The organism is Massilia brevitalea, from assembly GCF_030711405.1.
Taxonomy (GTDB): Bacteria; Pseudomonadota; Gammaproteobacteria; order Burkholderiales; family Burkholderiaceae_D; genus Telluria; species Telluria brevitalea.
The window spans coordinates 95,017-115,684 of the sequence record NZ_JAULSI010000017.1; the positions used below are offsets into that span (position 1 = coordinate 95,017).

Sequence of the window (20,668 nt, forward strand, 5' to 3'; positions counted from 1 at the left end):
CCACGCGGTATGGCACGTATGCCGGCCGAAAAATATTTATCGATACCGGCCCCGTCGCACCGCGTGGGCACAAGTGCCCACCCTACACCCCACCATCCTGCTTCTCATCCTTGGTTACTCTGTAAATATGACAACGAAGCGCGTCACGCGGCGCGCGATACCCTGGCGGCCTTATAATTTCATCTTTGTCCAGTGATGAGCCCCACCATGCCAGCCCAACTGATCGATGGAGTACAACTTTCCCAGCAACTGCGTGCCGAAATCGCCGAGCGCGCCGCCAGACTCACTGCCGCCGGCCAGCAGCCGGGCCTGGCCGTGATCCTGGTCGGCGAAGACCAGGCCAGCCAGGTCTACGTACGCAACAAGGTCAAGGCCTGCGGCGATGTGGGCTTCGAGTCAAGGCTGGAAAAATACGATGCCGACCTCAGCGAAGCCGATTTGCTGGCGCGCATTGCCGCGCTGAACGAAGACCCGGCCATCCACGGCATCCTGGTGCAAATGCCCCTGCCCAAGCACATCAGCCCGAACAAGGTCATCGAAGCCATTGCCACCAGCAAGGACGTGGACGGCTACTCGGTGCTGTCGGCCGGCGAACTGGTGGCCAACCTGCCCGGCTTCCGCCCCTGCACCCCTTACGGCTGCATGAAGCTGATCGAATCCACCGGCTACGATTTGCGCGGCAAGCATGCCGTCGTCATCGGCCGCTCGAACACGGTCGGCAAGCCAATGGCGCTGCTGCTCTTGCAAGCGAATGCCACTGTCACCATCTGCCATAGCGCGACGCCGGACCTGGGCTACCACACCCGCCAGGCCGACGTGATCGTGGCCGCCGTCGGCCGCCGCAACACGGTGACCGCCGACATGGTGAAGCCGGGCGCGATCGTGATCGACGTCGGCATGAACCGCGACGACAACGGCAAGCTGTGCGGCGACGTCGATACCGCCGCCGTGGCCGAGGTCGCCTCGCACATCACGCCGGTGCCGGGCGGCGTTGGCCCGATGACGATCACGATGCTCTTGATGAACACCGTCGAGTCCGCCGAACGCGTGCTCGGCAAGCAGCAGGAACGGCTGGCCCCGGCCGCGGGGATGGTCCCCGCGCCGGGCATCGCATAACAGGAAGGAACCCTATGAACACCAGCAATCCCCTCCTCGATTTCTCTGGCCTGCCGCGTTTCGATTTGTTCCGTCCGGAACACGTCACGCCTGCCATCGAACAATTGATCGCAGAAGCCACCGAGGTGGTCAACAAGCTCGAAGCGCCATCAAGTGACGTCACCTGGGACAACTTCGTGATCCCGCTCGAGGAAGCGACCGAACGCCTGGGCCGCGCCTGGGGCATCGTGAACCACCTGAACCACGTGGCCGACACGCCGGAACTGCGCGCCGTCTACAACGAAAACCAGCCGAAGATCACCGAGTTCTTCACCATCCTCGGCCAGAACGAAGCGCTGTTCGACAAGTACAAGGCGATCCGCGCGGGCGCCGAGTACGCGAACCTGACGCCGGCGAGAAAACGCATCGTCGAGAACGCCCTGCGCGACTTCCGCCTGGGCGGCGCCGAACTGCCCGAAGACAAGAAAGAACGTTTCGCCGCCATCCAGGAACAGCACGCCGCCATCTCGACGCGCTTCTCGGAAAACGTGCTGGATGCCACCAACGACTACAAATACGTGGTTGAAAACGAGGCGGACCTGGCCGGCATTCCGGACGACGCCAAGGCCGCCGCACGCGCCGCCGCCGAGGCCGAAGGCAAGGCCGGCTGGCAGTTTACCCTGCACTTCCCGTCCTACTTTCCGGTCCTGCAATTCGCCAGCAACCGCGCCTTGCGCGAAACGATCTACCGCGCCAGCGCCACCAAAGCGTCGGATGCCGGCATCGTGTTCTCGGAACTGGAGAAATGGGACAACACCTCGAACATCGCCCAACTCTTGAGGTTGCGCGACGAGGAAGCGAAACTGCTGGATTACCGTAACTTCGCCGAAGTGTCGCTGGTGCCGAAGATGGCCGAGAGCCCGGACCACGTGATCAGCTTCCTGGAAGACCTGGCGCGCCGCGCGCGTCCGTTCGCCGAGAACGACCTGGCCGAACTGCGCGCCTTTGCCAAGGACGAGCTCGGCATCGAGGACATGCATGCCTGGGACGTGGCCTATGCCTCGGAAAAACTGCGCGAGAAGCGTTATGCCTTCTCGGCCCAGGAAGTGAAGGAATACTTCCCTGAGCCCAAGGTTATCGAGGGCCTGTTCAAGGTGGTGCAAAGCCTGTTCTCGGTGCAGATCAAGCTGGACGAGGCGCCGGTGTGGCACCCGGACGTGCGCTTCTACCGCATCGAGCGCGATGGCCAGTTGGTTGGCCAGTTCTACTTCGATTTGTACGCACGCGCCGGCAAGGGCCAGGGCGCCTGGATGGACGATGCGCGCGGCCGCCGCATGACGACCGGCGGCATCCTGCAAACGCCGGTGGCTTACCTCACCTGCAACTTCACGCCGCCGGCAACCGTGGACGGCAAGCTGCAGCCATCGCTGTTCACGCACGATGAAGTGACGACCCTGTTCCACGAATTCGGCCACGGCCTGCACCACATGCTGACCGAAGTCGAGGAACTGTCGGTGTCGGGCATCTCGGGCGTGGAATGGGATGCGGTCGAGCTGCCGTCGCAGTTCATGGAAAACTTCTGCTGGGAGTGGGACGTGCTGCAAGGCATGACCGCCCACGTGAAGACCGGCGAACCGCTGCCGCGCGCGCTGTACGACAAGATGCTGGCCGCGAAAAACTTCCAGTCGGGTATGCAGACGCTGCGCCAGGTGGAGTTCTCGCTGATCGACATGCATTTGCACTACGACTTCGATCCGAACAGCCAGCAGACCGTGCAGCAGTTGATCGACGATGTACGCCAAAAATTCTCGGTGATGATTCCGCCTTCATTCAACCGCTTCCAGCACTCGTTCGGGCATATCTTTGCGGGTGGCTATGCGGCTGGATACTACAGCTACAAGTGGGCCGAGGTGCTGTCGGCCGATGCGTACGCGGCGTTCGAGGAAGCGGTCGAAGCGGGTGGTGGCGAGATTTCGGCCGAGACCGGCCGCCGCTTCCAGCGCGAGATCCTGGCGATGGGCGGCTCGCGTCCGGCGCTGGAATCGTTCAAGGCTTTCCGTGGCCGCGAACCATCGATTGACGCGTTGCTGCGCCATAACGGCATGAACGCGTAAAGGCAACGCCGGCAAAAGACCGCCGGCGCTGACCGTACGGTGGGCACCCCGTGCCCACGCGAATGCGTGCATGGTGTTAACGTTAATTGATCATGCGCCGATGAATTATCACCAGCGTATCGAATGATCATTTGGAAGCACCTGCTGTTGGCGGGATGTTCGATTCGAACCTTGCCAACACCGCGCACCATTCCGCGTGGGCACAGCGTGCCCACCGTACGGGAAACACCGCGTCTACGCAAACTCACCATCTTCGTTCCCTCCGGTTTACAATCCCATCCATGACCCGGATCGACTTCCACACCAACATCCCCGACAAGCTCAGCTACGCCTGCCGCCTCGCGCGCAAGGCATGGGCGACGCGCGCCAAGGTCGTGCTGCTGGCCGAAGACGCGGCCCAGGCCGCCGCCCTGAACGAGGCGCTGTGGACGCTGTCCGACACCGATTTCATCCCCCACGTGATGGCCGGCGACCCGCTCGCTGCCGAGACCCCGATCATCGTCACCGACCGCGAAGACGTCGACCTGCCGCACCACGAGATGCTGGTCAACCTCACGCGCCGCACGCCGTCCACGTTTGCCGAGTTCGCGCGCGTGTTCGAGATCATCTCGACCGACGAGCTTGATGCCGCCGCCGGCCGCCAGCGCTACGTCGCCTACAAGAAGCAGTCCTACCCGCTGACCCACTTCGTCGCCAACCAATCATGAACAAGAATCCAGCCTTCGATAGCAGCATTCCCGTGTTGACCGAAGTCGTGCTGGAGCCGTTTGTATTGGACCCTGTACCGCCAGCCCAGCCTGAAGCCGTGCCCGAGGAACCGGCCGTCGAGGCGGCGCCGATTCCTGCGCTGGAGCCGGCAGCCGAAGCCGCGCCGGCGGAAACGGAAGCAGTCTTCGAACCGGAGGTGGGCGCAGTGCCCGAACCGGTCGAGCAAACCATCGCGCCGGCACCAGCCGAGCTGGCCGAAGCTGCGCCGCCCCCTGTTGTCGAGCCCGACTGGGACGAACTCGAACGCCGCATCGCCGAGCGCGTGGTGCAGCAGCTGCAAACGCAGATTGACGCCATCGTCCGCAGTGCCTTATCGTCGGCCAACGAACAGATCCAGCAAGGCGTGCGCCAGGCCGTCGAACAGGTCGTCGCCCAGCAGGTCGCGTCCGTCCAGTTCGGCCGTTCGTAGGGTGGGTACTCGTACCCACCAGCACGATTCGGACAGGTAGGCACGCTGCCGGTGGGTTCGAGAACCCACCCTACCTGCCCCGCCATGGGGCAGGCGCCACCTCTTCCTGCCCTGCCCGCGTGCACGGCGCCCCGTCCCCGCTCCAGCACCGATCACCCGCGCTTTATCGCTTTCCCAAGCCTGTAAATTGTTGTACCTTTTGCTCTGCATAAATCATAACCGGCGTACGCTGGCGGTCTTGCGCGCTGTCGCCTATCACCTTTCTGGAGACTGTATGACCCTCAAGTTCATCCCGCTTGCCGTTGCGTTGCTGGTTGCCGGGAGCGCCAGCGCCCAGCAGGTCGTCAAGATCGGCCATGTCAGCCCGACCTCGGGCCCGGTGTCCCACCTCGGCAAGGACATGGAAAACGCCGCGCGCATGGCAGTCGAGGAACTCAATGCCAAGGGCATCGTCATCAACGGCCAGAAGATCACCTTCCAGCTGGTGGCCGAGGACGACGCTTCCGATCCGAAGCAAGGCACGGCCGTGGCCCAGAAGCTGGTCGATGCGAAAGTAAAAGGCGTGATCGGGCACCTGGCCTCGGGCACCTCGATCCCGGCCTCGAAGATCTACAACGACGCCGGCATCCCGCAGATTTCGCCGGCCTCTACTTCACCGCTGTACACGCGCCAGCGCTATGCCGGCACCTTCCGCGTGGTGGCCGACGACGCCAAGCTGGGCGGCACGCTGGCCAGGTACGCGGTCGACTCGCTGAAGGCGAGGAACATCGCCGTCATCGACGACCGCACCACCTATGGCCAGGGCGTGGCCTCGGAGTTCGCGAAAGCCGCCAAGGGGCCGGGCGTCAAAGTCGTCGGCAAGGAATTCACCAGCGCCACCGCCACCGACTACACGGCGATCCTGACCTCGCTGCGCGCGAAGAAGCCGGACCTGATTTTCTTCGGCGGCATGGACGCGGTGGCCGGCCCGATGCTCAAGCAGATGAAGAACCTGGGCATCACGGCCAAATTCATGGGCGGCGACGGCATCTGCACCGACTCCCTGGGCCGCCTGGCCGGGGATGCGGTCGGCGCCGAAGGCAAGGTGATCTGCGCCGAGGCCGGCGGCGTGACCGGCGCCGCGCAGGAAAAGGCCATGACCAACTTCCGCGCCCGCTTCAAGCAGAAGACGGGGCAGGACGTGCAGCTGTATGCGCCGTATGTGTATGACGCGGTGATGGTGATGGCAGCCGCCATGCAGAATGCGAAATCGGTCGAACCGATGAAATACCTGCCGGAGCTGAAAAAGATCCGCTACACGGGCGTGACGGGGGATATCCGGTTCGATGCCAAGGGCGATATCGAGAATGGGGCGCTGACCTTGTTCACGTACAAGGATGGGAAGAAGAGCAAGCTGGATGTGATTCGGTAAGCAGCCGCGCACCTCGATTGAATCGATATGCGTCACTGTAGGGTGGGCACTCCGTGCCCACGCGGTACGCACGGCCCCGCCAGTCCGCTACGGTGAGGTGTCGCCCGCCAGCTTCAAGCAAGGCCAGGCGCGATGCCGGAGGTTTCGTCCATCGCCGGTTTTGCGGGCGAGACGTTACCGTTATCGGTGCAAGGACACGCACGTAACCGCGTGGGCACGGAGTGCCTTGCGCGGCCCGGCCCACCCTACGGGCGAGGCCAACGATCCCCCACACGTTTCGATAACGCGAACAATAAAAAAGCGCGCCACTCCGGCGCGCTTCTCGACATCGAGCGAGGTGGATTACTTAGTCTCCAGCACCCACTTCNCTACGGGCGAGGCCAACGATCCCCCACACGTTTCGATAACGCGAACAATAAAAAAGCGCGCCACTCCGGCGCGCTTCTCGACATCGAGCGAGGTGGATTACTTAGTCTCCAGCACCCACTTCACCAGGCTGCGCGCTTCGGCTTCGCTCACCTGCGGATTGGCCGGCATCGGCACCGGACCCCAGGCGCCCGAGCCGCCCTTCATGACCTTGGCCACCAGCTTGTCTTCGGCGCCCTTCTGGCCGGCGTATTTCGCGGCCACGTCCTTGTAGGCCGGACCCACCAGCTTGGTTGCCGCGGCGTGGCAAGCCATGCAGTTCTTCGCTTTCGCCAGGTCGGCCTGCGCAAATGCGCTGGAAGAAGCAAGCGCCGACAACACTACGCACAACATCAGGGACCGTTTCATCTAAGACTCTCCATGGTTAATGCCCGCATTCTACCGCGTTTCCCAGCAGGGATAAGCCGCCGTCACACTCTGTAACGACGCTTACGTTTTGCAGGCGAGGCGTTTCCGCCACAGCGCGTTATTTTGCCACAGAGCATCGGAAATCTTTTGTAAGATGGCCGGACTCCGGAGAAACCCGCCATGCCCCTGATCCTGCTGATTGCCGCCCTCGTCGTCCTGCGCTTCCTTGAAGTCTGGCGTTTTGCCAACCTGTCCTGGTGGTGGATCGTCGGCCTGATGGTGCTCGCCTTTATCTGGTTCGAATACATCGAAAAGATGCTCGGCTGGGACAAGAAGAAAGCCCATGACGAAGACGAAAAACGCCGCAAGGCGCGCGTGAACAAGACTTTCGACAAGCGCAAGTAAACCGGGGACCTGCCCCGGTCGCGTTCCATATCAACCGGTCACGGCGCCCTTGCTCGCGCTCGAGGCCAGCTTGGCGAACTTGGCCAGCACGCCACGCGTATACCGCGGCGCCGGCTGGGTCCATTCGGCGCGGCGGCGCGCAATCTCTTCCTCAGGCACGTTCAGCTGGATCAGCAACGCGTTGGCGTCGATGGTTACCGAATCGCCTTCCCGCACCAGCGCGATGGTCCCGCCCTCGAACGCCTCCGGTGACACGTGCCCGACCACCATGCCCCAGGTGCCGCCCGAGAAGCGGCCGTCGGTAATCAGGCCCACCGATTCGCCCAGGCCCTTGCCGATCAGCGCACCGGTCGGCGCCAGCATTTCCGGCATGCCCGGGCCGCCTTTCGGGCCGAGGTAGCGCAGCACCAGCACGTCGCCGGCCTGGATCTGGTCGCCGAGGATGGCGTCCATCGCCGAATACTCGTCGTCGAACACGCGCGCCGGGCCGGTGATGGCCGGGTTCTTCAGGCCGGTAATCTTGGCCACCGCCCCTTCCGGCGACAGATTGCCCTTCAAGATCGCCAGGTGGCCCTGGGCGTACAGCGCCTTGTCGATGGTGCGGATCACGTCCTGGCCGGCACGTGGTGCAGATGGCACGTCGGCCAGCTCCTCGGCCAGGGTGCGGCCGGTGATGGTGATGCAGTCGCCGTGCAGCAGGCCGGCATCCAACAACAGCTTCATCACCTGCGGCACGCCGCCCGCCTTGTGCAAATCGGTCGCCACGTACTGGCCCGATGGCTTCAGGTTGCAGATCACCGGCACCTTGCGCCGCACGCGCTCGAAGTCGTCCAGCGCCCATTCGACGTCGGCCGCGTGGGCAATGGCGAGGTAGTGCAGCACGGCGTTGGTCGAGCCGCCGGTGGCCATGATCAGCGACACCGCGTTCTCGATCGATTTGCGGGTGATGATGTCGCGCGGCTTCAGGTCGCGCTTCACCGCTTCCACCAGCACGCGCGCCGATTCCGCGGCGGAGCCGGTCTTTTCGTCGTCGGGATTGGCCATCGTCGACGAATACAGCAGCGACATGCCCAGCGCCTCGAACGAGGACGACATGGTGTTGGCCGTGTACATGCCGCCGCAGGAGCCGGACGAGGGACAGGCGTTGGTCTCGATGCCTTCGAAGTCTTCCTGCTGCATGCGCCCGGCCGTGAATTCGCCCACCGCCTCGAACACCGACACGATGGTCAGGTCCTTGCCCTTCCAGTTGCCCGGCTTGATGGTGCCGCCATACACATAGATGCCGGGCACGTTGGCGCGGGCCAGGGCGATCATCCCGCCGGGCATGTTCTTGTCGCAGCCGCCGATGACGACCACGCCGTCCATCCACTGGCCATTCACGCAGGTTTCGATACAGTCGGCAATCACCTCGCGCGAGATCAGCGAAAACTTCATGCCTTCGGTGCCCATCGACATGCCGTCGGAAATGGTGGGGGTGCCGAACACCTGCGGGTTGGCGCCGGCTTCCTTGACTGCGCCGATGGCCACGTCGGCCAGCTTTTGCAGGCCGGAGTTGCAGGGCGTGATAGTGGAGTGGCCGTTGGCGATGCCGATCATCGGCTTGTCGAAATCGTCTTTTTGATAGCCCATCGCGTAGTACATCGAGCGGTTCGGGGCACGGGCCACGCCTTCGGTGATGTTGCGGGATCGGCGGTTGTAGCGCGGCGGGTTGGCCATGGCAAGACTCCTTGAAGACAGTCTTGCGAGAATGCCTTGTGCAACAGGGGGCGTCAAATATAAGATTTGCCGGGCTGTGATACGCAAAACATATCGATCCTTTCAATAACCATGGCAACGCATATCGATGAACCTTGAAGTGCGCCAATTGCGCTATTTCGTCACCGTCGCCGAAGAGCTGCATTTCGGCCGCGCCGCCGCACGCCTGCACATGACCCAGCCGCCTTTATCGCAGACCATTGCAGCGCTGGAGGAAACCTTGGGTGCGCCATTGTTCCTGCGCACGCGCCGGCAAGTCGAACTGACGCCGGCCGGCGCCGCCCTGCTGCCCGAGGCGCGCCGCGTGCTGGAGCAGGCCGCCGCCATGCCGGAGCTGGTGCGCCGCGCCGCCGCCGGCGAATCCGGGCGCCTGGCCCTGTCGTTCGTCACCCCAGCCGACTACAGCGTGCTGCCGCCGCTGCTGCGCGACTTCACGGCGGCGTTTCCGAACGTCGAGCTGGTGCTGCAGGAAGCGACCACCGATCTGCAGACCGACGACCTGCTGCACGGCCGCATCGATGCCGGCCTGCTGATCCCGCCGCTGCCCGACAAGGCGCAAGCCGTGCTCGACTATGCGAGCCTGCTGGAAGAGCCGCTGGTGCTGTGTGCGCCCGAAGGCGTGCTGGCGGCGGATGGACAGCCGGTCGAGTTAATCGCCCTGCCGCATTTGCCTCTGATTATTTTCCCGCGCAAGAGTGCGCCGGCGCTGTACGACGCCATCCTCAGCTGCTTCCACGACGCCGGCATCACGCCCGTCATTGGCCAGGAAGCGATCCAGATGCAGACCATCGTCAGCCTGGTGTCGGCGGGCATGGGCTTGGCACTTGTGCCACAATCCGTGTCGAACCTGCAGCGTCCCGGCGTAGAATACCGTGCCCTTGCCAATCCGACACCGCTGGTGGAACTCGGGCTGGCCTGGCGCCGCGACAATGCCTCGCCGGTCTTGCAGGGCTTTTTGGAATTACTGAGGAAAGAATAATATGCTGGTACACCCGAATCCGGACCCGGTCGCGTTTTCGATCGGCCCCGTGGACATCCACTGGTATGGCCTGATGTACGTGCTCGCGTTTGCGATGTTCATCATCCTGGGACGCGTGCGCATCAGGCAGCCGCACATCGCCGCGCAGGGCTGGAAACCGGAAGACCTGGACGACATGCTGTTCTACGGCATGCTCGGCGTCGTGCTCGGCGGGCGCCTGGGCGAGGTGCTGTTCTACCAGCCGGGCTATTTCTTTGCCAATCCGCTCGAGATCCTGAAGGTGTGGAAGGGCGGCATGTCCTTCCACGGCGGCTTCCTGGGCGTGCTGATCGCCATGGCGCTGTGGGCGCGCAAATCGAAGCGCAACATCCTCGACGTGTACGACTTCATCGCGCCGATGGTGCCGCTGGGCTATGCCGCGGGCCGCCTGGGCAACTTCATCAACCATGAACTGCCGGGCCGCCTTGCCGACCCGAGCCTGCCGTGGGCGATGCTGTGGCCGAACCCGAACGGCATCGGCTTCCTGGATACGCCGCGCCACCCGTCGCCGCTGTACCAGATGCTGATCGACGGCATCCTGGTGTTCCTGATCTTGTGGCCATTTGCGCGCAAGGCGCGTCCGCGTTTGGCAGTGGGGGCGATGTTCACGCTGCTGTACGGCTGCGCGCGCTTCTTCACCGAATGGTTCCGCGTGCCGGACTGGGAGACCACGGTGGCCGGGCTGCCGATCACCTCGGGGCAGGTGCTGTCGCTGCCGATGATCGTGGCGGCGCTGGCCATGTTGGCATGGGCGTATTCGCGGGACGGCAAGCAGCCGGTCCGGGCATAAAACAAAGTCGGCGTCTACGGACGCCGATTTTCATTGTTGGCGTATCTCGTACGGTGGGCGCTCCGTGCCCACCGTACGGTTGATGCCGACGGCTCCGGTTACGTTGCAGCTTTCCAGAACATGTACGCCGCCAGCGTGTACAGGATCACCGCAAACACCCGCTGCAGCTGCCGCACCGGCATCCTGTGCGCCGTCCGCGCCCCAATCGGCGCCATGATCACGCTGGCCGCCACGATGATCAGCAGCGCCGGCACATAGATGAACCCGAGCGAGTACGCCGGCAAGCCCGGCTCGCCCCAGCCATACACGATATTCGCCAGCGTCCCGGCCAGCGCAATCGGAAACCCGAGCGCCGCGCTGGTGGCCACCGCCTGGTGAATGCGTATCCCGCACCAGGTCATGAAGGGCACCGAAACAAAGCCGCCGCCCGCCCCCACCAGCCCCGCCAGCACGCCGATCACGCCGCCCGCCGCAAACATGCCCGGCGCCTTCGGCAAGTCGCGCGCGGCCGCGGGCTTTTTGTTGATCAGCATTTGCGTGGCCGAAAACGCGACGAACACGCCAAAGAACACCGACAGCGTCGCCGTATTCATCTGCTTGCCGATCCACGGCCCGACCGTCGAGCCGATCAGGATGCCCGGCGCCAGCAATTTCACGATGCGCCACACCACCGCCCCATGCTTGTGGTGCGCGCGCACCGAAGACAGCGAGGTGAACATGATGGTGCCGAGCGAGGTGGCGATCGCCATGTGCACCACGAGTTCGTCGGGCACGCCGCGCGCGGTCAGGACCATGGTGATGAAGGGCACCAGGATCATGCCGCCGCCGATGCCCAGCAGGCCGGCGGCAAAACCGCCGAAGCAGCCCATGGCCAGCAGGGCCAGGATCATCAACGGGTCCATGCGGCCTCCACTCGATGGGTGGAAAGGAAAGAAAGAAGCTGCATCGTCGCCATCCTCATGAACCGTAACATTTCGCCGCGATCGCCGCCTCGCGGCCATCCTTGCCGTCCGCGCGCAGGCGATACCAGATGCTGCCCATCCATTCATACAAGGCATAGCGCGAGCGGCGCATGCCCTCGGCGCCCGGCACCCAGGAACTGCTGCCTTGCGCCTGTTTGCTGAAGAACATGGTCGGCGCATTCACGACATCGAGCCCGGCGCGCTCGAAGGCGGCGCAGGAGCGCGGCATGTGCATGGCGTCGGTCACGAGCAGGATGCGCTGAACGCCGGCGGCGCGCAGCAGCACCGCACTGTCGCTCGCGTTCTCGTTCGTATCGCGCGAGTGGCGCTCGACCCATTGCACGGCCACGCCGAAGTCTTCGCGCAAGGCAGTCGCCATGGCGTCGGCCTTGACGTAGGCGCGGTCGTTGACGGCAGGATCGACCCCGCTGGCGCCATTCCCGCCGCTTACCAGCAGCGGCAGCCCGGTGCGCCGCTGCAGATGGGCGCCATAGCGCACACGCGCCAGGGCAATGTAGTCGGGAATGTCGCGGTCGCCGTATTCGGGCGCGCGCTGCAGGCGGCCCGAGGCCAGCACCACGATGGCCTGCGCGCCGGCCTGCTCGGGCGCGCGCAGCGGCGTACTCATCGCTTCCAGCGGCGCGACCAGCAGGCGTGCGCCGCCGGTCGTGGAAAAAAGGGCGAGCAGGGCCAGGCTAATGCCCCCGAGCACCGTCCCGGCGCGGCGCCAGCGGCGGCGCAGGAGCAGGCCCAGGGCAATCAGGAGAAACAGGTTGGCAGGCGGAAGAATCCAGTCGCGCGGTACCAGGTTGATCAGGTCGAGCAGCGGTTGCAGGGTCATCGATCGGGTTCGACCAGGCGGCAGCGAGGTCAATGCTCTCGTCAGGAATGAAGAGCCGTATTATCACCCATGCTACTGTTCAGGCTGAACAACATTCCGGGGTGACGACCATGTGGCCATTCAACAAGCCGCTGGACATTGCCGATTTGGTTTTGCGCGGTGAGCCCCCCGGGCGGCCGCACCTCGACGGCTTCAGCGTGTCCCTTCGCCGCTCTCCACCGGCAGGCGCGCGCCGACCCAGCCGGTGATCCCGGCCGACATCACGCGCACGTCCGCATAGCCCAGCTTTTCCGCCTTGCGCGCCGCCTGGGGCGCCTTGCGGCACAGGGGATTCGAGCAGTAGAACACCAGTGGCGCCGCGCGGTCCGCCGGCAGCATGGCGGCATCGAATTCCGGCGGCAGGTTGATCGCGCCCGGCACCCGCGCCTGCAACCAGGAATGGCGCGCATTCACATCGACCACGGTCAGCCCGCCCTGCCCCAGACCCTCGTGCAAGTCACGCGGGGCAATCGACTTCAAACCGTTCTTCCAGACTTACCCAAAGCTAAGCATCGTTAACTTTTCGCTGGATTCCTGCTTCACAGGGGCCGGTTTCACTCTGCGCATGGAGCACAGGGCCAGCGCCTTCCCCTCCACAGGCCGACACGGTGGGACTCACCGCCATGTTTCTCAAATTGATTGCTGCATTGACGTCGCGGTCATGGTACGTTGCACATCCAGGGCAGGTCCATTGGCGTACGTCCAGGCTGAGTGCATCGAGCTTGTAACCACAGCACGAACAGGTCTTGCTGCTGGGGTACCAGCGATCGATGACGATCACCTGTCCACCACGGCGCTGCGCTTTGTACACAAGCTGGCGACGCAGTTCGGCAAAGCCCATGTCGGCTATCGCCCGTGACAGGCACCGGTTGCCGAGCATGCCCTTGACGTGCAGATCCTCGATGCCGATGGTGTGAAAGCGCCGGGTGATACTTGCGCTGAGCTGGTGCAAGCCGTTCGCGCGCACGTTGGCGATCCTGGCGTGCAGGCCAGCCAGTTTGGCTTTTGCCTTTTTGCGATTGCACGAGCCTTTTGCCTTGCGCGACAGCGCCCGTGACAGGCGGCGCAGGCGATCGAGCAAGGTTCGCAAGGCCTTGGCCCCTACGACTTTCTCTCCAGTCGACAAAGTGACCAAGTGCGTCACGCCAAAGTCGATGCCGACCGCGCCTTGGTTTTCGGCTGGCGGCAGCTGTGCATCGGAGGTGTCGATACTGATGCTGGCATACCAATGGTGCGCCGTGCGTGAAACGGTCGCAGAGACAATCCGTCCGGTGTAGCGTAGGGTTTCACGCATCCTCAGCCATCCGAGTTTCGGAATACGGATGCGTTTGCCATCGACCTGGAACTGGTCGTTGGTCAAGGTGAACCGGTCGTTGGCGCCCTTGCGCCGGAACCTCGGGTAGCGTGCCCGTTTCTCGAAGAAATTCTGGAAAGCGCGGCCCAGTTGCATGATCGCCATCTGTGGCGCATTCTTTGTCACGTCCAGCATCCAAGGAAATTGCGTGCGCTTGATGGCGTTGAGCTGGCGTCGAAGCGCCGCTTCGTTTGGCTTGGGCAAGGCTGGGTTGCGTTTGCACGCTTCGAATTGGTGCTCCCATTCCGCCAGTGCCCAGTTGTAAGCGAACCGCGCGGCCCCGGCTGCACGCGCCAGATACGTTGCCTGCACCTTGCTGGGGTCGAGCCGAATACGATGGGCCAGGAACATCGCGCCTCCTTTACCCATGTTCGACACTGTCAATCAGCTATTGGTTCCGATGACTACGGCTGCCATCGAGCCTTACAAAAATATAATACAAGTGCTTTCGTGAGCGTAGCCGTTGTAAAAATCCTATCCATTCTGAATAGGATTGCATATGTTTAGACAAGTTACCGATTACTGTTAACAACCCATCAGCATCGCAAACATGACCGCTCCTCAACCGCGCGCCGCACGGGCGCCCACGCCCAGGCAGCGTAGGGTTGCCACCACCAGAGACAGGGCCAGCAGGCCGCCGCCAACCAGGTGCATGACGCCCAGCGGCGCCAGCAGCGCGGCCAGCATGTAGCCGACGCCGCCCAGCACCAGGCTCCAGCCGGCAAAGCGGCGCGCAGCCTGTTCGCGTTCGGGCGAGCAACGCAGTTGTGCCAGGGCCGTCAGCGTTTTCGGGATGGCATTCGCGTACATCACAACCACCGCGCCCAGCATGGCGGCTATCAGGCGCCGCTTCAGTTCCTCGCTGATGTACTCGGGCGAAGCCCAGGCGATCGCGCCCGATACGGCAAGAATGAGCGCTGCGCCAAGCAGCGGCCGGCCAAACGATGCAGCAGATTTCATGGTGTCTCCTGTTTCGATTTCGTTGTGGGATGGCCATCTTCCGGCCTGGTGACCTGCAAGCCAAACGTTTGCGCAAACGCCAGCAGCGCCTCTTCCAGCACCGAGAGTTTGAGGCGGTAGGTGATGTTCCGCCCCTCTTTTTCGGCATCGATCAGGCCTGCATTCACGAGCACCGCGAAGTGGGCCGACATGGTGGGCTTGGAGACGTCGAACATCTCCGCGAGTTCACCCGCGCCGATGGGTCCCTGCTGCAGCAGTTGCAGGACTTTGCGGCGGGTCGGATCGGACAAGGCTTTGAATACGGTGCTCATGCTTCGATTATTAGCCAATCATCGAACAATATCAAGAAAATATTTCTAAAAGTTTAGAAAACAGTTCGATGCGTCAAGCGCGCAACAATTCGAGGATGGTGTTCCACTGGCCGGGCGTGACCGGCGAAATGGAAAGGCGGCTGCCTTTTCGCAGGAGCACCATGTCTTCCAATTCGGGAATGGCGCGCATCTCCGATAAAAGCAGATAGCGCCCCTGCTCTTTCGCTTTCACGTCCACGGAAATCCAGCGCGGCTGTTCCGGCGTGGCTTTCGGATCGAAGTATTTTCCGGCGGGGTCGAATTGGGAAGCGTCGGGATACGGCCCGCTCGCCACTTCGGCAATGCCCGCAACACCGGGAATGGCGCAGCTGGAGTGATAAAACAGGATGCCGTCGCCGATCTGCATCGCGTCGCGCATGAAATTCCGGGCCTGGTAATTGCGCACGCCGAACCAAGCCACCGTTTGTCCTGGGGCGGCCAGAACGTCGTCGAAACTGACTTCATCCGGCTCGGATTTCATCAACCAGTAACGCATCTGCGTTTGCTCCCGCCAAATAAACGCACACAAAAGAAAAGCATGCGCACATGAAAAAACGGCTGCAAGCGCAATGCCCGCAACCGTCTTTTGGAATATAGCCCCGCCTGTGCCGTCCATGCCGGCATCCCAGAACCTGACGGCTCAAGGTGGTCGCAGTTAGCGCAATTTCGGGTTCGTCGAACTAGCGACGCTCACGCCCATCGCACATAATCCCGCAACCTATGCATACAAATGGTTCAAGGAATATATGGCAATCTCGAACACCGCAGGGTGCCTCGCAGTTTACTCGCTTGAACCGGGATGTCAAACGTATTTGGACCGTTACGGTAAATTTTCTTGCGGCGCGAGGGCCTGGTCGAGCACGCTGTGCATGACTTCGAGCTTTTGTTTCACTTCCAGCATTGTCATATCGGAAAGTGGGCCTTGCGGCGACTTGACCGAGAGGAATTCGGCGGCGACGCTGAGCGCGGCCATGACGGCGATGCGGTCGTTGCCCTTTACCTTGCCGGAGTCGCGCAGCGCGGTCATCTTGCCGTCGAGGTAGCGCACGGCGTCGCGCAGCGTGGCTTGCTCGCCTTCCTTGCAGGCCAGGCGGTAGGGCTGGCCCATGATCGTGACATCGAGATAAATCATCGGGTGGCCTCGGCGTTCGTGGAATCATCCCCGTCTTCTTCGGCTTCTGCTGCCGGTGCCGGCAATTGCTCGATCACGGCTTCGACGCGGCGCTGGGCTTCGACGAGGCGCTCGATGAGCGCCGTGTTCACTTCATTCAGCAGCACGTTGGTCTGGCGCAGTTGCGCATTTTCGCTGCGCAGCGATCCGACCAGCGCAGCGAGGCGCTCGATCTTGTCGGATAGGTCTTGGAATTCGGAAATCATTCGTCACTATAGGTCTGATAAGGTTTGACAGTCAACAAGAGAGCGTGCGACGGACAGCAAGTGGCCCTGAGACCGCCCGTTCAGCCCAGCTCTTCCGTGAGCGCCTTCAGCATGGCCGTGCGCTGCTGCGTAAAATACGCGCGCCAGGCATGTGCCGGGACAGCAGGATACCTGAGCTTGCCGAATTCCACCCACGCGTCGCGGTAAACCAGCCAGTTGCGCTGGGTGGCCTGGATGTCCGCCATCCGGATGGTCGTGTATTGTGGCGCCGGCATGCGCCGCAGCTGCTGGTACACGGTATTGAGTTCGCGGTCGATGGCAGCGTCCTGCGCCGCACTGAAGCACGGCAGCTTGCCGCTTTCAAAGGCGCGCAGGGCAGCCAGGAAGGCATCCTTCTGCGCATCCTCTTCCTCGGCAATCTGCGCCCCGCGCGCCGTGCCGCTGACATCGACCTCGTTGCCGCCGCGCGCTTCCACGAAGCGTGCGGCGCTGTGCTGCAAGCGTGCAAATGCAGCCCGTTGCGGCGGCGTGAACCCGGCAACGACCGCCGCCAGCGCCTGCTCGCGCTTGACGTCGCCCTGGGCCGAACCCAGCGACGCGCAATATCCCATCATCAGGCCGCTGGTGACGTCGTCGCAAAAGTCGATGGCCTGGCCGGCTGCGCTCTTGCCCGGCGCCAGCTCGGCCAGGTGGGCCAGGCGCCCGCTGAGTTCGGCCGGTGCGCCGCCTGCAGCGCAGGCTGCCTTCTTCGCCAGTTGCAGGTTGCGCTGCACGCCCTGCCCGTTTGCGTACAGCATCATGAGGACACCGGCCTTCTTGCCGAAGACGTCGTCCTCCTTATCCGGCGTGAAGGCGCAGTGGCGCGCATTGATGAAGTCGCGCGGCTGGCGTATGCCGTAGTACAAGGCCTGGGCGTCGCAGGTCTTGAGAGCGGCCTGGCGCGCGGCGCCCGGCCGGTCGGCCGCGGGATAGGCCAGCTTGCCCAGCGCGGCGCACTGCGCCTCGGCCGGCTCGCCGGCGTGGGCGCCCGCGGCAAACGCCGCCAGCACGGCAAGGTAAAACAGTCGGAGCACAGGCATACCCGGGGAAAGTCGCGCCAGGCGCGGATGGCAGCAATTGTAAGCTCATCCGCAAAAGTCTACCGCTCGCCTGCTGTCAAGACGCCAGCTTGCCAAATTTGATCTATATCAGTCCCAGCCAAGAGTGCAGCGAGTCGCGCCGATTCAATGCTACCCTACGCGTTTATGTTTTTCGCCACACCTTCGTTTGACTGCTAAATGCAGCATGACGTCTGGGCAGTTTGATCCCGCTCAAACCGGCCCGAGCAATTTCGCAACATGGCAACTTGAAATGCCCTATTATCGTCCCTATAATTAGCACTCGTTAGTAGAGAGTGCTAACAACTCTTTCCGCCGCAGCGTCAAGACATACGTCACCGGTGCGGCTGCCAACGCAGATTAACAGCTAGTCCACACACTGAATAAGGAGTTTTGCATGAACCTTCGCCCACTGCACGATCGCGTAATCGTGAAGCGTCTCGACCAGGAAACCAAGACCGCCTCGGGTCTGATCATCCCTGATGCCGCGGCTGAAAAGCCAGACCAGGGCGAGATCCTGGCCGTCGGCAACGGCAAGGTCCAGGAAAACGGCCAGGTCCGCGCACTGGAAGTCAAAGTCGGCGACCGCGTCCTGTTCGGCAAGTACTCGGGCCAGGCCGTCAAGGTCGATGGCCAGGAACTGCTGGTCATGCGCGAAGAAGACATCATGGCCGTCCTGGTCTCGTAATCCTCCCACAAAACATCTACCGCATAATCGGAGAAACAGAAAATGGCAGCTAAAGAAGTAGTATTCGGCGACGCAGCGCGCGCCAAGATGGTCGAAGGCGTGAACATCCTCGCCAACGCAGTCAAGGTCACCCTGGGCCCGAAAGGCCGCAACGTCGTGCTCGACCGTTCGTTCGGCGCCCCAACCGTCACCAAGGACGGCGTGTCGGTCGCCAAAGAGATCGAACTGAAAGACAAGCTCATGAACATGGGCGCGCAAATGGTCAAGGAAGTCGCTTCCAAAACCAGCGACAACGCCGGCGACGGCACCACCACCGCCACCGTGCTGGCACAAGCCATCGTGCGCGAAGGCATGAAGTTCGTTGCCGCCGGCATGAACCCGATGGACCTGAAGCGCGGCATCGACAAGGCAGTTGCCGCCACCGTCGAAGAGCTGGCAAAAATCGCCAAGCCATGCACCACCTCGAAGGAAATCGCCCAGGTTGGCGCCATTTCGGCCAACTCGGACTACTCGATCGGCGAGCGTATCGCTGAAGCGATGGAAAAAGTCGGCAAGGAAGGCGTCATCACCGTCGAAGACGGCAAGTCGCTGAACGACGAGCTGGACATCGTCGAAGGTATGCAGTTCGACCGCGGCTACCTGTCGCCATACTTCATCAACAACCCGGACAAGCAAGTCGCGATCCACGACAATCCATTCGTCCTGCTGTGCGACAAGAAGATCTCGAACATCCGTGACCTGCTGCCGGTACTGGAGCAAGTTGCAAAAGCTGGCCGTCCACTGGTCATCATCGCCGAAGACATCGAAGGCGAAGCACTGGCAACCCTGGTCGTCAACAACATCCGCGGCATCCTGAAGACCGTTGCAGTGAAAGCCCCAGGCTTCGGCGACCGTCGCAAAGCCATGCTGGAAGACATCGCTGTCCTGACCGGCGGCCAGGTCATCGCTGAAGAAGTCGGCCTGACCCTGGAAAAAGTCACCCTGGCGGAACTGGGCCAGGCAAAACGCGTCGAAGTCGGCAAGGAAAACACCATCATCATCGACGGTGCAGGTTCGGCTGACAACATCGAAGCGCGCGTCAAGCAAGTGCGTATCCAGATCGAAGAAGCGACCTCGGACTACGACCGCGAAAAACTGCAAGAGCGCGTGGCCAAGCTGGCCGGCGGCGTTGCCGTGATCAAGGTTGGCGCTGCCACCGAAGTCGAAATGAAGGAAAAGAAAGCACGCGTGGAAGATGCACTGCACGCTACCCGCGCTGCCGTGGAAGAAGGCATCGTGCCAGGCGGCGGCGTGGCCCTGCTGCGCGCTCGCGCCAACCTGCAAGTCAAGGGCGACAATCCTGACCAGGACGCAGGCATCAAGATCGTCCTGCGCGCAATGGAAGAGCCACTGCGCATGATCGTCCAGAACGCCGGCGAGGAAGCATCGGTCGTCGTCTCGGGCGTGCTGGCCGGCGAAGGCAACTACGGCTACAACGCGGCCAACGGCACCTACGGCGACATGGTCGAAATGGGCGTGCTGGATCCAGCCAAGGTCACCCGCTCGGCGCTGCAGAACGCAGCATCGATCGCCGGCCTGATGCTGACCACCGACTGCATGGTCTCGGAACTGGCTGAAGACAAGCCAGCCGGCGGCATGGGCGGCATGGGTGGTATGGGCGGCATGGGCGGCATGGACGGCATGATGTAATGCCACGGCGCCGGTTCGCCGGCGCCATGCTGTTGTATGCTGAAGGCCCGTGGGGTGCAAGCCCCGCGGGCTTTTTCTATTGGGAGAGAAATAGTGGTCGCTGTAAATGTAGATGATCTGGAAGACGCCGTGCTGATGGTGTCGGAAACCGGAACCGAAGATGAAGCCTGGGTATGCCTGGACACCGGCACGGTACACGTGCGTTCGGAACTGGTGGATGAAGCCTTGGCGCCCCTGCCGGACGACATCGATACATCGGAGCGCTACGTTCCGGTGCCGCACATGCGCGAGCTCGCACTCGGGCTGGAACTCGTGTTCGACTTCGCCGACGCCGCATTGCCTGACGACGCCGATAATGTGCGCAAGATGTTCAAGCGCGCCGGGGCGTATGGCAAGTTCAGCGACCTGGTTGCGCAGCGTGGGCTGACCGACCGCTGGCATGCGTTTCGCGAGGCGCAGACACGCGCGGTGCTGGGGGCGTGGTGCGAGGAGCATGGGCTGGCGCTGGCGCAGCAAGGGTTGCCGCATTAATCCGGCGTGCAGGGGCTAATGGGGCTGTTGCCTGTGCTGTTATCGGTATGTTGAATCCGCGTGGGCTCAAGAGCCCACCCTACGATCACCGTTATCGGCGAGTTCATATGAACCCCGTTGCCGTTATCGGCGAGTTCATACGAAACCCTTTACCGTTATCGGCGAATTCATACGAAACGCGGATACGTAACATGTCCCGTAGGGTGGGCACTTGTGCCCACGCGGATCATGCGTACCAATA

At 62.8% G+C, this 20,668-nt stretch carries 23 protein-coding genes and 1 other RNA gene; 11 read left to right on the forward strand and 13 right to left on the reverse strand.

The window, feature by feature from the left end; genetic code table 11:
• The first annotated feature begins 207 nt into the window (after positions 1-207).
• The 5 genes from folD (at position 208) to QWL29_RS12860 (ending at position 5,797) form a co-directional block, all read left to right on the forward strand.
• Positions 208-1,116 carry a bifunctional methylenetetrahydrofolate dehydrogenase/methenyltetrahydrofolate cyclohydrolase FolD gene (folD, locus tag QWL29_RS12840; protein ID WP_305823279.1) on the forward strand — a complete coding sequence of 303 codons (909 nt, stop codon included), beginning with the start codon at positions 208-210 and terminating at the stop codon, positions 1,114-1,116.
• A 14-nt stretch (positions 1,117-1,130) separates the two neighbouring features.
• Positions 1,131-3,209 (forward strand): M3 family metallopeptidase, encoded by a 2,079-nt coding sequence (locus QWL29_RS12845; protein ID WP_305823280.1) that lies wholly within the window; start codon positions 1,131-1,133, stop codon positions 3,207-3,209.
• A gap of 281 nt (positions 3,210-3,490) precedes the next feature.
• Complete coding sequence (locus tag QWL29_RS12850) at positions 3,491-3,916, forward strand: DNA polymerase III subunit chi (RefSeq protein ID WP_305823281.1); 426 nt, start codon at positions 3,491-3,493, stop codon at positions 3,914-3,916.
• Complete coding sequence (locus QWL29_RS12855; protein ID WP_305823282.1) at positions 3,913-4,386, forward strand: hypothetical protein; 474 nt, start codon at positions 3,913-3,915, stop codon at positions 4,384-4,386. Before QWL29_RS12850 ends, QWL29_RS12855 begins: the two co-directional genes overlap by 4 nt.
• Positions 4,387-4,660: 274 nt before the next feature.
• The gene (locus QWL29_RS12860) at positions 4,661-5,797 is read left to right on the forward strand and encodes a branched-chain amino acid ABC transporter substrate-binding protein (RefSeq protein ID WP_305823283.1); all 1,137 of its coding nucleotides are present in this window, start codon (positions 4,661-4,663) and stop codon (positions 5,795-5,797) included.
• A gap of 465 nt (positions 5,798-6,262) precedes the next feature.
• On the opposite strand, the gene QWL29_RS12865 is transcribed toward QWL29_RS12860, so the two are convergent.
• Positions 6,263-6,571, reverse strand: a complete 309-nt coding sequence (locus tag QWL29_RS12865) for a c-type cytochrome (protein ID WP_305823284.1) — start codon at positions 6,569-6,571, stop codon at positions 6,263-6,265.
• Positions 6,572-6,751: 180 nt separating this feature from the next.
• Here QWL29_RS12865 and QWL29_RS12870 point away from each other — a divergent pair, with 180 nt between their 5' ends.
• Positions 6,752-6,976 carry a TIGR04438 family Trp-rich protein gene (locus tag QWL29_RS12870; protein WP_305823285.1) on the forward strand — a complete coding sequence of 75 codons (225 nt, stop codon included), beginning with the start codon at positions 6,752-6,754 and terminating at the stop codon, positions 6,974-6,976.
• Positions 6,977-7,006: 30 nt separating this feature from the next.
• On the opposite strand, the gene ilvD is transcribed toward QWL29_RS12870, so the two are convergent.
• Positions 7,007-8,692 (reverse strand): dihydroxy-acid dehydratase, encoded by a 1,686-nt coding sequence (gene ilvD, locus QWL29_RS12875; RefSeq protein WP_305823286.1) that lies wholly within the window; start codon positions 8,690-8,692, stop codon positions 7,007-7,009.
• A gap of 127 nt (positions 8,693-8,819) precedes the next feature.
• On the opposite strand from ilvD, the gene QWL29_RS12880 reads away from it, so the two are divergent.
• Positions 8,820-9,710 carry a LysR family transcriptional regulator gene (locus QWL29_RS12880; RefSeq protein WP_305823287.1) on the forward strand — a complete coding sequence of 297 codons (891 nt, stop codon included), beginning with the start codon at positions 8,820-8,822 and terminating at the stop codon, positions 9,708-9,710.
• A 1-nt stretch (position 9,711) separates the two neighbouring features.
• On the forward strand, positions 9,712-10,539 hold the full coding sequence (gene lgt, locus QWL29_RS12885) for a prolipoprotein diacylglyceryl transferase (RefSeq protein ID WP_305823288.1): 828 nt from the start codon (positions 9,712-9,714) through the stop codon (positions 10,537-10,539).
• Positions 10,540-10,637: 98 nt separating this feature from the next.
• On the opposite strand, the gene QWL29_RS12890 is transcribed toward lgt, so the two are convergent.
• From QWL29_RS12890 to QWL29_RS12940, 11 genes are all read right to left on the reverse strand, one after another.
• On the reverse strand, positions 10,638-11,441 hold the full coding sequence (locus tag QWL29_RS12890) for a sulfite exporter TauE/SafE family protein (RefSeq protein ID WP_305823289.1): 804 nt from the start codon (positions 11,439-11,441) through the stop codon (positions 10,638-10,640).
• A 55-nt stretch (positions 11,442-11,496) separates the two neighbouring features.
• Positions 11,497-12,342: a YdcF family protein gene (locus tag QWL29_RS12895; protein WP_305823290.1), complete on the reverse strand. Its 846-nt coding sequence runs from the start codon at positions 12,340-12,342 to the stop codon at positions 11,497-11,499.
• A gap of 192 nt (positions 12,343-12,534) precedes the next feature.
• A complete protein-coding gene (locus tag QWL29_RS12900; protein ID WP_305823291.1) occupies positions 12,535-12,861 on the reverse strand; it encodes a rhodanese-like domain-containing protein in 327 nt (108 codons plus the stop codon).
• A 25-nt stretch (positions 12,862-12,886) separates the two neighbouring features.
• The gene (locus QWL29_RS12905; RefSeq protein ID WP_305823292.1) at positions 12,887-14,086 is read right to left on the reverse strand and encodes an RNA-guided endonuclease InsQ/TnpB family protein; all 1,200 of its coding nucleotides are present in this window, start codon (positions 14,084-14,086) and stop codon (positions 12,887-12,889) included.
• Between the two features lie 210 nt (positions 14,087-14,296).
• Positions 14,297-14,695, reverse strand: a complete 399-nt coding sequence (locus QWL29_RS12910) for a hypothetical protein (protein ID WP_305823293.1) — start codon at positions 14,693-14,695, stop codon at positions 14,297-14,299.
• Positions 14,692-15,006, reverse strand: a complete 315-nt coding sequence (locus tag QWL29_RS12915; protein ID WP_305823294.1) for an autorepressor SdpR family transcription factor — start codon at positions 15,004-15,006, stop codon at positions 14,692-14,694. The genes QWL29_RS12910 and QWL29_RS12915 overlap by 4 nt, the downstream gene beginning before the upstream one ends.
• A 73-nt stretch (positions 15,007-15,079) precedes the next feature.
• A complete protein-coding gene (locus tag QWL29_RS12920; protein WP_305823295.1) occupies positions 15,080-15,541 on the reverse strand; it encodes an EVE domain-containing protein in 462 nt (153 codons plus the stop codon).
• 96 nt (positions 15,542-15,637) lie between these two features.
• Positions 15,638-15,819, reverse strand: a non-coding RNA gene (gene ssrS, locus QWL29_RS12925) — 6S RNA.
• Positions 15,820-15,865: 46 nt separating this feature from the next.
• A complete protein-coding gene (locus tag QWL29_RS12930) occupies positions 15,866-16,177 on the reverse strand; it encodes a cell division protein ZapA (RefSeq protein WP_192049165.1) in 312 nt (103 codons plus the stop codon).
• Positions 16,174-16,422, reverse strand: coding sequence for a hypothetical protein (locus QWL29_RS12935; RefSeq protein WP_305823296.1), 249 nt, complete (start codon positions 16,420-16,422; stop codon positions 16,174-16,176). Before QWL29_RS12935 ends, QWL29_RS12930 begins: the two co-directional genes overlap by 4 nt.
• A gap of 80 nt (positions 16,423-16,502) precedes the next feature.
• Entirely contained in the window at positions 16,503-17,495 is a 993-nt protein-coding gene (locus QWL29_RS12940) for a lysozyme inhibitor LprI family protein (protein ID WP_305823297.1), read from the reverse strand.
• 421 nt (positions 17,496-17,916) lie between these two features.
• Between QWL29_RS12940 and groES the strand changes: the two genes are divergently transcribed.
• From groES to QWL29_RS12955, 3 genes are all read left to right on the forward strand, one after another.
• Complete coding sequence (gene groES, locus QWL29_RS12945) at positions 17,917-18,207, forward strand: co-chaperone GroES (RefSeq protein WP_305823298.1); 291 nt, start codon at positions 17,917-17,919, stop codon at positions 18,205-18,207.
• A gap of 42 nt (positions 18,208-18,249) precedes the next feature.
• Complete coding sequence (groL, locus tag QWL29_RS12950; RefSeq protein WP_305823299.1) at positions 18,250-19,896, forward strand: chaperonin GroEL; 1,647 nt, start codon at positions 18,250-18,252, stop codon at positions 19,894-19,896.
• 93 nt (positions 19,897-19,989) lie between these two features.
• Positions 19,990-20,427: a hypothetical protein gene (locus tag QWL29_RS12955; protein WP_305823300.1), complete on the forward strand. Its 438-nt coding sequence runs from the start codon at positions 19,990-19,992 to the stop codon at positions 20,425-20,427.
• The last annotated feature ends 241 nt before the right edge of the window (positions 20,428-20,668 follow it).